Annotated in this window: 9 protein-coding genes; 3 read left to right on the top strand and 6 right to left on the bottom strand. The window is 65.2% G+C overall.

The genetic code is table 11. The features are described 5' to 3' along the window. Positions 1 to 88: 88 nt before the first annotated feature. The 4 genes from IEX24_RS17435 to mnmA form a co-directional block, all read right to left on the bottom strand. The gene (locus tag IEX24_RS17435) at positions 89 to 364 is read right to left on the bottom strand and encodes a hypothetical protein (protein ID WP_188680634.1); all 276 of its coding nucleotides are present in this window, start codon (positions 362 to 364) and stop codon (positions 89 to 91) included. Between the two features lie 329 nt (positions 365 to 693). Continuing rightward, positions 694 to 1,362 (bottom strand): hypothetical protein, encoded by a 669-nt coding sequence (locus IEX24_RS17430; protein ID WP_188680632.1) that lies wholly within the window; start codon positions 1,360 to 1,362, stop codon positions 694 to 696. Positions 1,363 to 1,446: 84 nt separating this feature from the next. After that, the gene (ligA, locus tag IEX24_RS17425) at positions 1,447 to 3,852 is read right to left on the bottom strand and encodes an NAD-dependent DNA ligase LigA (protein WP_188680630.1); all 2,406 of its coding nucleotides are present in this window, start codon (positions 3,850 to 3,852) and stop codon (positions 1,447 to 1,449) included. Between the two features lie 19 nt (positions 3,853 to 3,871). Continuing rightward, on the bottom strand, positions 3,872 to 5,005 hold the full coding sequence (mnmA, locus tag IEX24_RS17420) for a tRNA 2-thiouridine(34) synthase MnmA (protein WP_188680628.1): 1,134 nt from the start codon (positions 5,003 to 5,005) through the stop codon (positions 3,872 to 3,874). 129 nt (positions 5,006 to 5,134) lie between these two features. On the opposite strand from mnmA, the gene IEX24_RS17415 reads away from it, so the two are divergent. Both IEX24_RS17415 and IEX24_RS17410 read left to right on the top strand, forming a co-directional pair. Further along, positions 5,135 to 6,127, top strand: a complete 993-nt coding sequence (locus tag IEX24_RS17415) for an endonuclease/exonuclease/phosphatase family protein (RefSeq protein ID WP_188680626.1) — start codon at positions 5,135 to 5,137, stop codon at positions 6,125 to 6,127. Between the two features lie 69 nt (positions 6,128 to 6,196). Beyond that, on the top strand, positions 6,197 to 8,074 hold the full coding sequence (locus IEX24_RS17410; protein WP_229715502.1) for a helicase HerA-like domain-containing protein: 1,878 nt from the start codon (positions 6,197 to 6,199) through the stop codon (positions 8,072 to 8,074). 195 nt (positions 8,075 to 8,269) lie between these two features. On the opposite strand, the gene IEX24_RS17405 is transcribed toward IEX24_RS17410, so the two are convergent. After that, positions 8,270 to 9,643, bottom strand: a complete 1,374-nt coding sequence (locus IEX24_RS17405; RefSeq protein WP_188680624.1) for a cysteine desulfurase family protein — start codon at positions 9,641 to 9,643, stop codon at positions 8,270 to 8,272. 58 nt (positions 9,644 to 9,701) lie between these two features. Between IEX24_RS17405 and glgX the strand changes: the two genes are divergently transcribed. Beyond that, complete coding sequence (gene glgX, locus IEX24_RS17400) at positions 9,702 to 11,756, top strand: glycogen debranching protein GlgX (protein WP_188680622.1); 2,055 nt, start codon at positions 9,702 to 9,704, stop codon at positions 11,754 to 11,756. A gap of 106 nt (positions 11,757 to 11,862) precedes the next feature. On the opposite strand, the gene glgP is transcribed toward glgX, so the two are convergent. Continuing rightward, on the bottom strand, positions 11,863 to 14,472 hold the full coding sequence (glgP, locus tag IEX24_RS17395; RefSeq protein WP_188680620.1) for an alpha-glucan family phosphorylase: 2,610 nt from the start codon (positions 14,470 to 14,472) through the stop codon (positions 11,863 to 11,865). Positions 14,473 to 14,631 lie beyond the last annotated feature (159 nt).

The raw sequence follows: 14,631 nt of genomic DNA, 5'->3' as shown, positions 1-14,631 counted from the left end.
GCGCGCCGAGGCGCGCCTGTGAACCCATCAAGTGTATTCGGTGCGCCTGACTCTCACTCGCATGCCGGTCGTTGGAGCAGCCCTACGTTCAGGGCACGGCCGGCCAGTCGATCGTCCACAGATCGGGTACCGATGGATTGCCTTTCACAGGAAAAGTCGCGCCAGGCACGACAAGCGAATATTTTTCGCGCGGAATGCGTTGCCCGTTCTTCGAAACATACGCAGCACCGCCCGGGTAGGTGATGCTCATCATGATGCCCAGCACCGGGTCGCCGTTCGGGGCGGTGATGTTACCCACGCTGAACGTCTGCTGCACCACTCCGCTGGCCGCGGTTCCGGTCTCTCGGAGCGCATCCCCAGACATCGCTTGCCCAGGAGTGACACCTCCCGGTCCACCACCCCGCGAACACGTTGTTCGGAATTATCTGATTGAAGTCGATCGCCACCCGCTGCTCATTGTTGCGATCTACCCGAACAAAGACGGTTGAACCAGGCAGAATTCCTCCGACGAGTAGGCCGGGTAGGGCCTGGTTAGTACGCATCTGATATGGCTGCTTGCCAGGGAATCGAACTTCAAGATCAAACGTCACCACGTGATTTCGAAGTTCCCTCCTCTGATACGAAAGCGCAGTCGCGGCCATTCCCAATACCATCGAGAATCGATTCGCAAAGAAAACCGATTGTCTTGCCCAATCAGCCAATGGCTGACCAATCGATCACTGCTAAGTCAGGAATGTTCGGGTCTCCTTTGACGGGAAAAGTCGCTCCGGGCACGAGTAGTTTCAGCTTGTCTCGGGGGACACGCTGGCCGTTGCGCGAGACGAAGGGAGGCTTGCCAGGCCAGCTGACAATCATGACGACTCCGCGAATGGGATCGCCTCCAAGATTAAGGACGGCCTGCCAGGTCTTGAAGACCCTGTGAACGACTGCCGAACCCGGCTCTCCGGTTTCGCAAACCTGATCCGCTGTCACCCGACCCCTCGGGAATTCGCCGCCACCATGCAACATCTGGTTGAAGTCGATAGCGAGTCGACCGAAGTTCGCAGGATCGATTCGCACGTCGACTGTTTTGCCCGGGCGGATGGCCCCAATCAAGAGATGCGGAACTGCTTGATTTGTACTCAATGCATAGTCCGGCCGACCTGTCGCTGAGACCAGAAGCTCAAACGTGACGACTTGACCAGCACTGAATTCGGCACCGAAATCGGCACCGAAGCCTACATTTGTACCCTGCATTCCGCGAATTACGGCAGTGCCATGCAATCCGTTGAAGTACAGATCCGACGGCATCGATCGCGGGGTATCGGCCGCCGCGAAGGTTGCGTTGAGGCCGAGACTATCTACGAAATCATCTAAACCCATGATCGAATTCCTAACTGACGCCCGACTCGACGCCAGCGATGAATCCGACTATAACATGATTATTTCTCGCTAGTGAAAGAAGCTCTATTTCTCGCCGAGGGCTGCGGGGCCTTCGGCCAAAAGGAGGGCGAACTGCTCGGCGTCGATGATGCGGAGGCCTAGGGCCTCGGCCTTCGGGAGCTTGGAGCCGGCGCCGGGGCCGGCCGCAACGAAGTCGGTCTTTTTCGAGACAGAGGAGGCCGCTTTGCCGCCTGCCGCGATGATCGCCTCGATGGCGCCCTCCCGGGTGAAGCCCTCGAGCGCACCGGTCGCGACGATGGTGAGGCCATCGAGGGTTCCGCCAGCGCCGACGTTCGCGCCGGGGCCGGGATGCCCGGGGGTGGTGAATTGCACACCCGCCGCCGCCCAGCGATCGATGATCTCAACGTGCCAGTCGACCGCGAACCAGTCGATCAGGGCGTCGGCGATGATGCCGCCGACGCCGTCTACGGCCGCGAGTTCTTCGCGGGAGGCGGCACGGATGGCCTCGAGCGAGCCGAAGTAGTCGGCGAGCGCACGCGCGGCGACAGGCCCGACGTGGCGGATGCTCAGGGCGACGAGAATGCGCCACAGCGGGCTGGTTTTCGCCTTACCGATGTTCTCGATGAGCCGGATGGCGTTCTGGGAGGGAACGTAGAGCTCGTCGCCGTTGAAGGGAGCCGGCGCGTCGGCCGTGTGACCGGACTCGCCTCCGGCCGGGGCCGACGCTGCGCCTTCGGTCGTGGCGTCGCTCGCAGCCAGAGCGTCACCGCTCGGCGGCACGAACGGGCCGTCTTTCTTTTGGCGGCGACGGCGGAAAGGTGCCTCGCGTTTGGGGTCGCCGTTCTCGTCGGGCTTCTCGAGGCCGGTTTCGTAGTCGCGCACGATGGTGGTGATGGGAAAGATCTGCTCGAGCGTCAAGTCGAACATGCCCGCCTCGGTGACGAGCGGCGGCTTTGCGGGCTGATCAGGCTGAGTGAGGGCTGCCGCTGCGACCTCACCGAGCACCTCGATGTCGAGCGCCCCGCGTGAACCCACGTGCTCCACTCGCCCACGAACCTGCGCCGGGCAACTGCGCGCGTTCGGGCAGCGCAGATCGATATCGTTCTCTTTTGCCGGAGCAAGGCGAGTGCCGCACTCGGGGCAGAACTCGGGCATCACGAATTCGCGCTCGGTGCCGTCACGAAGCTCGACGACCGGGCCGAGAACCTCGGGAATCACGTCGCCCGCCTTGCGCAAGATAACGGTGTCGCCGATCAGCACACCCTTCAGCTTCACGACGTCTTGGTTGTGAAGCGTGGCCTGCCGCACTTCAGAACCGGCAACCCGCACCTTCTGCATGACCGCGAACGGGGTCGCTCGGCCGGTTCGCCCCACGCTCACCACGATGTCGAGCAGTTTCGTCTGCACCTGCTCTGGCGGGTACTTGTAAGCGATGGCCCACCGTGGGGCTCGGCTTGTTGCCCCGAGCTCTTCGTGCAAGGCCAGCTCGTCGACCTTGATCACAATGCCGTCGAGTTCGTGCTCGACGCTGTACCGGTGCTCGCCGAAGTACTGGATGAAGTCGGCCGCGCCGGCCGCGGAGGGCTTCACTTCGTAGTGCGTGCTCGTAGGCAGGCCCCACGACTTGAGGAGGTCGTAAATACCCGATTGAGTGTCGACGGGAGGGTTCGGCCACGCGCCGATGCCGTGCACGAGCATCCGCAGCCCCGTGAGCCGCCGGTGCATGAGGTCGAGCTGGGCAGCGTTCTTGTTGTCTGCTTTCTGGCGCAGCGAACCACTTGCCGCGTTTCGGGCGTTCGCGAAGAGCCGGTCGCCGGCAGCGAGTTGCGATGCGTTCAGTTCATCGAACGTGGCGACGGGAAAGAAGATCTCGCCGCGAACCTCCATGAGCGGCGGATGCCCGCTGCCTTCGAGCTTCGTCGGGATGCCCGGGATGAACGCCACGTTCTCGGTGACATCTTCGCCAACGACTCCGTCTCCGCGAGTCGCCGCCGAGACGAGCTGCCCGTTGACGTAGCGCAGATTCATGGCGAGGCCGTCGATCTTGAGCTCGCAGAGGTAGTGCACCGACCGGCCCGAGTCGCGTTCGACCTTGGTTGCCCATTCGGCGAACTCATCGAGCGAGAACACATTGTCGAGGCTCAGCATGCGTTCGGCGTGCTGCACCGGCGAGAACAGAGTGGTCTCGGCCCGACCCCCCACTGTCTGCGTGGGGCTGTCTTGGCTCTGCAACTCGGGGAAGAGCCGCTCGAGCTCGCCGAGCCGCCGCAGCATGAGGTCGTACTCTTCATCAGAAACCAGCGACGCGTCTTTGTCGTAGTACGCGTCTCGCAGCTCCTGGATGCGCGTGGTGAGCGCAGCAGCCTCATCTGCGGCGGCGGCAAGCGTCAGTTCTTCGGTCGCCGCTTCATCGCTCGTTGCCCGAGCGTTTGGTGAGGTGTCGGTCGCTTCTGTTTGCCGGCCAGCCATCTTGTGCCCCCGAATTTCGTCAGGCAGCCGAGACAGCGGGTTGGTCTACGGCACTCACGGTGCGGTCGATCGTGGTCTGACCCAGCACCCGCGTACCGACGTACACCACCGCCGTCTGCCCGGGCGAAACTCCGATGAGAGGCTCATGAGGCCGAATCACCAGTTCGAGCGACCCGTCGGTCAACGAAACGACCTGCGCCACGGCAGGCACCGGGTCGGCGTGCGCCCGAATCTGCACCTCGCAGTCGAACGCGACCTCAGGCTGCTCTGGCGCCCGACCAGCCCAGGTGAATCGCGAGCCCGCAATCTCGGCGATAGCCAGCGCTTCTTTCGGGCCGACAACCACCGTATTCGTTGCGGTCTTCACTTCGAGCACAAACCTGCGGCGGCCGTCGTCAGCCATAACACCGAGGTTCAGCCCCCGGCGCTGCCCGATGGTGAACCCGTGGGCCCCTTCGTGGCTGCCGATGACCGTGCCGTCACGCTCCACGATGTCACCCGCGGCGGTTCCGACCTTCTCGGCCAACCAACCGCGGGTATCACCGTCGGGAATGAAGCAGATGTCGTGACTGTCGGGCTTGCTCGCCACACTGAACCCGCGTTCAGCCGCCTCGGCACGCACCAGCGCCTTCGACGGCGTCGCCCCGAGCGGAAACATCGAGTGCGCCAGCTGTTCGGCGGTCAGCACCCCCAGCACATAACTCTGGTCTTTCGCCCACGCACTCGCGCGGTGCAGCTCTCGATTGCCCGCCGCGTCAGTCAGAATCGTGGCGTAATGCCCCGTGGCGACGGCGTCGAACCCGAGGTCGAGTGCCTTCTCGAGCAAAGCCGCGAATTTGATGCGCTCGTTGCACCGCATGCAGGGGTTCGGGGTGCGCCCCGCCGCGTATTCGGCGATGAAGTCGTCAACCACGTCGAGCTTGAAACGCTCAGAGAAATCCCACACGTAATACGGAATGCCGATGATGTTCGCCGCTCGCTGAGCATCAGACGAGTCTTCGATCGTGCAGCACCCGCGACTGCCCGTTCGCAGCGTGCCGGGCATGCGACTGAGCGCGAGATGCACACCAACCACGTCGTGCCCCGCGTCGACCGCGCGCGCCGCGGCCACTGCGGAATCGACGCCGCCACTCATTGCTGCCAGAACCTTCATGAAACAAGCATATGCGGAGGCACCGACAGCCGCCTCGGTCGAGCCCGATCTGTGCAAACTCGGGCGACACGCCTGCCTGTGAAGAACGTGTTCACGAAAGCATCAGACAGATGCGCAAGACTGATTTCGATGTCTTTGCTCCTGGCCACCCGCCCAACTCCCGCCGTCAGTGCCCCCAACCGCCCTGACCGCCGAACGAGCCGACCGGCCTTCGTTGCGCTCACAATCGCGTTCTCGCTCATCCTCACCGGCCTGATTCTCTTTCACACTGCGGTACCCGACATCGGCGGAATCGGCCTGTTGCTCGACACCGCGATTCCCTGGTTCGGGCTGCTCGTCGTGCCACTTTTCGTGATGGCGCTCCTCAGCAGACGGCGGCGTACCGCGCTCATCGTTCTTCTACCCGCACTGGTGTGGGGCGTCGTTATCGGCCCCGGTCTCGTGCCGTTGAACTGGAGTGCACCCGCCGCATCCACTGCTGACGGTACGCATCTCACCGTGGCCAGCCAGAACATCGAGGCAGATTCGGGCACCGGCGCGACCTCGGCCGCAACGCTCGCCGCGACCGGCGCAGACGTGATCGCCCTCGAAGAGATGACGTCAGACGATTTCGACACCATCTCGTCGACCCTCGCGGCCGACTACCCCTACTCTTACGGCGTGGGCACGGTGGGCGTGTGGAGCAAATACCCCGTCATCAACGCCCAGCCGCTGAACCTCGGCCTCGGCTGGAACAGAGCACTCGCGGCCGACGTGCAGACCCCGCAGGGCCTCGTCAGCATTTACGTGATCCACGCCGCGTCAGCGCGCCCAGGCGACGTCTCGGCACGAGACTCCATGCTCGCCGCCTTAGCCAGCACGTTACCCAACGACGAGAACAGCAGAGTCATCGCGGTGGGCGACTTCAACGCGGCATCCACTGACCGGGCAATGGGGGGCATCGAGGGTCAGCTGACAGAGGCCAATCAGAGCGAAGGGATGCTCGGCAGCACCTGGCCCGCCAGCCTGCCGGTCACCCGTCTCGACCACCTCTTGCAGCGCGGAATGACGGTCACCTCGAACACCACCCTCACCGCGGGCGACAGCGACCACCGCGCGATTCTCACGTCGATGAATCTCTGACTCCACCATGGCGGCCGAACGGCCGAACTCGTCATAGCCGCCCGAGCGGTCGCGGCTTAGGCTGACGGCATGACCGATGACGCTCTGAGAATGGCCCAAGAAGAAGCTGCCGCCGCCGTTGAGACCGCGCGGCTCGCTCAGCAGGCGGCTGAGGCGGCGCTGAAGCGGGCACAGGATGCAGCGGCAGCGGCCACGGCCCATGCGGCCGCCGCGACGACAGCAGCGATTCCGGCCCCAGCCGCCGCACAGGTCACACCCGTCGCGCCGCCAGTCGCCGCGCCCGGCGCCAGCGGACCCCTCGACACCGACGCTGTCGCCGCGATACGTGCGGGTTACGATTTCGCGGGCGCCGCCCTGCAGATGGGCGCCCTCGTCAACGGCGAGGCCGACCCGGCCGTGCAGATTCGTATTCCGCTGGCCATGACCAATCGGCACGGGCTCGTTGCCGGCGCGACAGGAACCGGCAAGACGAAAACGCTTCAAGTGCTGGCCGAGCAGCTCAGCGCCGCAGGAGTTCCTGTCTTCGCGGCAGACATCAAGGGTGACCTCTCGGGCATCGCTTCGGCCGGGGAGTCGAACGAAAAACTCCTGAGCAGAACGCAGGGCATCGGCCAGACGTGGGAGTCGGTGGCGAGCCCGACGGAGTACTTCAGCCTGGGTGGGGCCGGCAAGGGCATCCCGATTCGTGCGACAGTGACAGGGTTCGGGTCACTGCTCATGAGTAAGGTTCTGGGCCTCAACGACACGCAAGAGTCAAGCCTCGGGCTCGTTTTTCACTACGCCGACAAGGCCGGGCTACCCCTGCTCGACCTCAGCGACTTGCGCGCCGTGCTGAGCTATCTCGCGAGCGCCGAAGGCAAATCTGAGCTCATCGAGCTCGGCGGCATTTCGGCGCAGACCATCGGTGTGATTCTGCGCGAACTCATCACCTTCGCCGACCAGGGCGCCGACGTGTTCTTCGGCGAGACCGAGATAGACACCGCTGAGTTCTTGCGAACGACGGCAGACGGCAAGGGAATCGTGAGCCTGCTCGAGGTGCCGGGAGTCGCCGACAAACCTGCGCTGTACAGCACTTTCTTGATGTGGCTGCTGGCCGATCTGTACAACGATCTGCCCGAGGTGGGCGATCTCGACAAGCCGAAGCTGGTGTTCTTCTTCGACGAGGCGCACCTGCTCTTTCGCGACGCGTCGAAAGACTTTCTGAGGTCGATCACCCAGACGGTGCGGCTGATCCGTTCGAAGGGAGTGGGCATCTTCTTCGTGACTCAGACGCCGAAAGACGTGCCGAGCGAGGTGCTCGCGCAGCTCGGTTCGCGCATTCAGCACCAGCTGCGTGCCTTCACGCCTGACGACGCCAAGTCGCTGCGGGCGACGGTGTCGACCTACCCGAAATCGGGGTACGACCTCGCCGAGGTGCTGCAGAATCTGGCCACCGGTGAGGCCGTTGTGACGGTCATGAACGAGAAAGGTGCGCCGAGTCCGGTCGCCTGGACTCGTCTGCGAGCGCCCCAAGGCTCGATGTCACCGACTCCGGATGCCCAGATCGATGCATCGGTGACAGCCTCGCCCCTCTTGCCGAAGTACGGCGCCATCATCGATCGTGAGTCTGCGCGGGAGATTCTCACGGCGAAACTCAACCAGGCGTCAGAGGCCGCCGCAGCCGCCGCCGCAGCCGAAGCCTCGGCGAAGGCTGAACGCGAGGCCGCGAAAACCCAAGCTGCTGCCGAGAAGCAGCAGGCCAAGGCGCAAGCCGACTATGAAAAGGCTCAGGCCAAAGCCCAGCGCGAGGCGGATGCCGATGCCGAACGCGCCCGCCGGGCATCCGGAACCCGCACCACGGCCACGAGCGCGCCCAAGGTTCTGGCCGATGTGCTGGGGTCGAAGGCGACGCAGTCGATTCTGACGAGCGTCGTCTCGGGTATCTTCGGTACACGGCGCCGCCGCTGAGCGGCGCGGTGTGCGCGGCAGCTGTGAGCGGCGCGGTGCGCGCGGCAGCTGTGAGCGGCGCGGCGCAGCGCAGACTAGTGCGCGAGGCGCCGAGCGGCGCGGCACAGCGTGCGCTACGCCACGGAGCTGACTAGCGCGGCGCTGCGCGGACTTGCGCGCCGCGGCGCGGCGCCGAGCGGAGCGGCTCGCCGAAAGCTACGCCACAGCGCGGTCGGCGAAGCCGGCCTTCGAGGCGCGCGCGACCGCCGCGGGCATGGCCGCTACGAGCGCATCGACCTCGGCCGCAGTGGTGCCGTGCCCCAGCGTGAAGCGCAGCGCTCCACGCGCCTCGAGTTCTGGCACGCCCATCGCGGTCAGCACGTGCGAGACCTCGGGCACTCCGGCTTGGCACGCAGAGCCGGTTGAGACCGAGAAACCTGCCACATCGAGCAAGAACAGCAGCGAATCGCCCTCACACCCCGCGAAAGTGAAGTGGGCATTGCCGGCGAGCCGGGCATCCGGAGCCGGGTCGCCACGCAAGACAGCGGTAGGTACGGCCGAGCGGATGCTCGCAATCAGCCGATCACGAAGAACACTCAGCTCGGCGACGAACGACGGCATCGTCTCGATGGCGTTCTGCGCTGCCGCCGCGAACGCTACCGCGCCCGCCACATCTTGCGTGCCTGATCGGCCGCGCTGCTGGCCTCCGCCGTGAATCAGCGGAACAACCTCGGCCGTTCGCGCCAGCAGCAGTGCGCCGACACCCACGGGCCCGCCGATCTTGTGCGCCGAGACGCTCAGCGCGGCGACGCCGATCTCGTGAAAGTCGATGGGCAGGTACCCGTATGCCGACACGGCGTCGACGTGCACCGGCACGCCGTACCGTGCGGCGACTGCCGCGAGTTCGGCGACGGGCTGAATGGTGCCGACCTCGTTGTTCGCCCACAAGAAACTCACGAGTGCAACGTCGTCTGCGGTTGCGGCGCCCGCGGGCAGTGGATGCCCGGCCTTCGCCTCGCGCGTCGCAGAAGCCTCGGCGTGCTCGCCGCCCCCCTGCACGTCGCCGCCGCTACCGCCCGCGAGCGCCGCCTCGAGCACCTCCGGCGTCAGTCGCCCGAGCGCATCGACAGGCAACCACTCGATCTGCGCGCCCTCGTATTGAGCGAGCCACTCGACAGCGTCGTTCGTGGCGTGATGCTCGCCGCCTGGAACGAGCACGCGTGGCCGCCGCAGCGCAGAGGGGGCGACCGGCCCGACGTCGCTCAGATTAGCGCCGCCAGCCGATGCAACACCGGCCCGAGCCTCCGCGGCCGAACGCACGCCACCCGCCCTGCCCTGCCGATGCCAGAACAACCCCTTGATGGCGAGGTTGATCGACTCGGTGCCGCCCGACGTAAATACCACTTCAACCGGGTCTGCCCCGAGCGACTCGGCGACGACCTCGCGCGACTCCTCGAGCATCCGTTTCGCCTGCTGACCTTGCGAATGAATCGACGACGGGTTGCCCACCACTCCGAGCGCCGAGACGTACGCCGAAAGCGCGGCCGGCACCATGGGTGTGGTCGCTGCGTGATCGAGATAAATGGCCATAGCCGGGCGTAAACTCCTGTTTTCATTGCCGAAACAACTACTCACTACTCTAAGACTCATGACCATCGCCGATCCTTTCGCCCACCTCGGAATCAGGCAGACGGCGTCGGGCGGCGAGATCAGGGTCTGGTCTGAGAACGCGAGCCGAATCGAGCTCTGCCTGTTCGATCACAAAGACCCGAACTGGGTGTTCAAGAACGTCGAACTCGTTCGTGACGCGAACAACGTCTGGTACGGCAAAACGAAAGCTCTTGCGCCCGGCCGCAAGTACGCCCTGCGGGTCAGCGGCCCCGACGGCCCCATGAACGCCTTCGACGCCAACACGCTGCTGATCGACCCCTACGCCCGTGGCCTCACCCGCACCGGCCCCGACCTCTGGCGCGGCGTCGTGGTCGACGCCGAGTTCAACTGGAACGGCGTGCAAAAACCCCGCACCGAGCTCGATCACACCGTCATCTACGAGGGTCACGTCAAAGGCCTCAGCAAGCTGAACACGCGGATGCCCGAACACCTCCGCGGCACGTACGCGGGCCTCGCGCACGAAACCACCATCAGCTACCTGAAGAAACTCGGCGTCACCGCGGTGCAACTGCTGCCCGTGCAGGCCTTCGTCTCCGAGCGGCGGCTGATGAAGCAGGGGCTCAGCAACTACTGGGGCTACAACACGCTCAATTTCTTCAGCCCGCACAACTTCTACGGCACGCGCGCAGCACAGGCCGAGGGGCCGAGCGGGGTGCTGCGCGAGTTCAAGGGCATGGTCAAGCTGCTGCACGAGGCCGGGCTCGAGGTCATTCTCGACGTGGTGTACAACCACACCGCCGAAGAAGGGCGCATGGGGCCCACCACGAGCTTTCGCGGCATCGACAATGCGAACTACTACCGGCAGACTCGCACCGGGTCGTACATCGACGTCACCGGGTGCGGCAACAGCGTCAATACATCGGTTCCGGCGGTGTCGCGGCTCATTCTCGACTCGCTGAAGTACTGGGCGAACGACGTGCAGGTCGATGGGTTCCGGTTCGATTTGGCGGCCACGCTCGGGCGCAACGGCGACCACTCGTTCGACCCCGGGCATCCACTCATCCAAGGCATCGTCAACGACCCCGAACTCGCCGGCACGAAAATGATCGCCGAACCGTGGGATGTGGGAATGGGCGGCTGGCAGACCGGCAACTTTCCCTCAGGCTGGCACGAATGGAACGACCGCTACCGAGACCGCATGCGCAAATTCTGGCTGCGCGACATTCGCTCGATTCGAGAAAACGGCTCACCGGGCGACGGTGTCGGGATGCTCGCGACCCGCCTCGCGGGCTCATCGAACACCTTCTCGCCCGAACGCGGCCCTCTGGCGTCGGTGAACTTCATCACGGCCCACGACGGGTTCACCATGGCCGATCTCACCGCATACGACGTGAAGCACAACGTGGGCAACGGAGAGTCGAACCGCGACGGCACCGACAACAACATGTCGTACAACCACGGCATGGAGGGTGCTACCTCGAACCGTGCCATCGAGGCCAGCAGGCGCCGCACCATTCGCAACCTGATGGGCACTTTGCTGCTCTCGGCAGGCGTGCCGATGATCACCGCGGGCGACGAATTCGGCCGCAGCCAGAAAGGCAACAACAACGCGTACTGTCACGACTCAGAGCTCACCTGGCTCAGCTGGGATCGCCGCAAGTGGCAGAACGGGCTGTGGCAGACCACGCAGCACCTGCTGCGCCTGCGGCGAGAGAACCCGGCGCTTCGCCCGGAGCATTTCGGTGTGTTCGGCGAGACGACCCCCAGCGCGAGCCAGATGGACTGGTACGACGGCGGCGGCAACTCGATGAGCGTCTACGAGTGGAACAGCCCTGAGAACCGCACGCTGCAGTTCCTCGCGGCATCCACCCCTGAACACGAGGCCTTCAACCGCATTCTCGTGGTCATCCACGGCATCGAGTCGCCGACGTGCGTGGTCATGCCGCACCACGAGGGTGTGTCGCAGTACACCTTGCTGTGGGACAGCTCTGACGACGCTCCCCCGGCCCCCGACGCGGCCCCCGTCACCCGGCCGCCGGGCGGCGACTACGACGTGGCGGCCTCCTCCATCCAGCTCTTCCGCGCCGACTGACCCGCCCATCGACGGCGAGAGAAGCAGTTTCGGTCGAAAGAAGGTGGTGCGACGGCTTCTTTCGACCGAAACGGCTTCTCTCGTGGGCAGGCGGAGGCGGCGCCGGTCAGCGGGCGGTGGCCACCAGACCGAGCTCGGCCGACGACGCCAGGTTCGCGTGGCGGGGCACGACGCGCACGGTGTAACCGAAGGAGCCCGCGCGCTCGAGCACAACGGTACCCGAGAAACCCCAGAGCCCGTCGGAGTCGGTGTGCTGCGATCCCGGGTTGATCACCGTGATGGGCGTGGTGGTGGTGGGCAGTTGCGCCGGCGAGAGCGCGATCGAGTTGACGCCGGTAAGCGAATCCCCCGCCCCTGCGTGCCCATAGACCACTTCGACCGCCACGTCGTCTGGCGTCAATGAGCCGAGTTGGATGCGCGCCCGAACCTGCAGCTCATCGCCGACCTGGGGCGTGTCATCCAACCCGCCCGACTCGACGTGCACCACAGCGACCGAGGCCCACGCCGCGCGCTCGCGCTCTTTCCACTCTGCGAGCTCGACGGCCGGCGTGTAGTCGTGACCCTCGATGGTGTGCGAGGCGGCAGCCGCGGGCAGGTAGAGCCGCTGCACATACTCCGACACCATGCGGTCTGCTGAGAGCGAGGGCGACAGGGTCGAGAGCGTGTGGCGAATCGACTTGGTCCATCGCTCGGGCAGGCCCTGTGCGGTGCGGTCGTAGAAGCGCGGCGCCACTTGGTGCTCGATGAGGTCGTAGAGCGCCTCAGACTCGAGCTGGTCGCGCTCCTCTGGGGTGTCGGCCGAGTCTGCGGTGGGAATCGCCCAGCCGTTCTCGCCGTCGTAGTACTCGTTCCACCAGCCGTCCAAGATCGACAGGTTGAGGCCGCCGTTGAGTGCGGCCTTCATTCCGGATGTTCCGCAGGCCTCCAGCGGCCGCAACGGGTTGTTCAACCACACATCCGTGCCGGGGTAGAGCTTCTGCGCCATGCCGATGTCGTAGTTCGGCAAGAACGCCATACGGTGCCGCACCTCGGGGTCTGACGCGAACTGCACCAGCTTCTGGATCAGGCGTTTGCCTTCTTCGTCGGCGGGATGCGATTTGCCCGCGATCACCATCTGAACGGGCTGCGCCGGGTTGAGCAGAATCGACTTCAGGCGCGCGGGGTCGTGCAGCATCAGCGTGAGCCGCTTGTAGGTGGGCACCCGCCGGGCAAACCCGATGGTCAGCACGTCAGGATCGAGCAGTGTTCGGTACCACGAGGGCGGAATTGACCCGGGGCTCCGCTCAAGCCATGCCTCGGTGACCCGGTGCCGCGCATCCGCCACCAGCTGGCGCCGCATGTCGTTGCGCACGGCCCAAAGGTCTTCGTCGGTGACGTCTGGCGAGGCCCAGTTCGCGCGCGCAGTGTCTGAGGTGCCGAGCTTGTTCTCGGCGAGCTCGATGAGTAGCGGGTCTGTCCAGGTGGGGGCATGCACGCCGTTAGTCACCGAGGTGATGGGAACGTCGGCCTGGTCGAATCCGGGCCAGAGCCCCGCGAACATGCCGCGACTGACCTCGCCGTGCAGCTTCGAAACGCCGTTCGCGCGCTGAGCCAGGCGAAGGCCCATCACGGCCATGTTGAACTTGTCGGCGCTGCCGCCGTTGGCCACCTCGTTGCCGAGCGCCAGAATCGACTCGACGTCGACCCCGGGCAGCAGATCGGTGGAGAAGTATTGGCGAACCAGTGCGGCGTCGAACCGGTCGATGCCGGCGGGCACGGGCGTATGCGTCGTGAAAACGGTGCCCGCGCGAACGACCTGCAGCGCGACGTCGAACGACAGCCCCTCGCCGATGAGGTCGCAAATGCGCTCGAGCCCCTGAAAGCCGGCGTGCCCTTCGTTGGTGTGAAACACCTCGGGCTCGGGCGAATCGGTCAGCTCGGCCAGAATCTTCAGCGCCCGAATGCCGCCGATACCGAGCAGCAGTTCTTGCAGCAGCCGGTGTTCTCCACCACCGCCGTAGAGCCGGTCGGTCACCGAACGCAGGTCTTCGTCGTTGTCGGGAATGTCGGTGTCGAGCAGCAGCAACCGGATGCGCCCCACCTGGGCCTGCCAGATGCGCGCGTAGAGCGCGCGGTCATCCGGCAGCGCCAGTACCACCTGGGCCGGCGAGCCGTCGGCCAGCCGCAACACGTTCAGCGGCAACCCGTCGGGGTCGAGAACGGGGTAGCTCTCTTGCTGCCATCCGTCGCGCGAAATGGCCTGTCGAAAGTACCCCGCGCGGTAGAACAGCCCCACGCCGATGATGGGCACGCCAAGGTCTGAGGCCGCCTTCAGGTGGTCTCCGGCGAGAATGCCGAGGCCACCCGAATACTGGGGCAGCGCCGCGGCGATGCCGAACTCCGGTGAGAAATAACCGATGCTGCGGGGCTTCGGTTCAGCAAGCGACTGGTACCAGCGCGGCTCGCTCAGGTACCGGTTGAGGTCGTCGCGCAGACTGTTCGCCCAGGCGACGAAACCGGAGTCAGCGGCGAGCTGAGCGAGTCGTTCTGAGCTGACCGCACCAAGCAACGCAATAGGGTCGCCAGTGGTGGCCTCCCAGTCGTCAGGCGAGATGTGGGCGAGCAGCTTACGCGTAGGTTCATGCCATGACCAGCGCAGGTTGGCGACCAACTCACCGACGGCCGAGAGCTCGGGTGGCAGAACAGACCGAACGGTGAACTTGCGAATCGCTTTCACTACTGACGCTCCTTCGGGGCAGGTGGCACTCGCCACAGCCATAATCTCGAGCGTCGGCGCAGTGAGCCGCCGCACCACCCTGTGGCGCCAGCCTAGAACAGGTAGGTGACGAAGCCCTAAACGCGCAAGGGGTAACAGATTGCGACTCGCTTCGAGGCC

It is taken from the genome of Subtercola lobariae, assembly GCF_014640255.1.
Lineage (GTDB): Bacteria > Actinomycetota > Actinomycetes > Actinomycetales > Microbacteriaceae > Subtercola > Subtercola lobariae.
The sequence above is the reverse complement of the archived record's forward strand: the minus strand, read 5'-3'. Positions and strand labels throughout refer to the sequence as shown.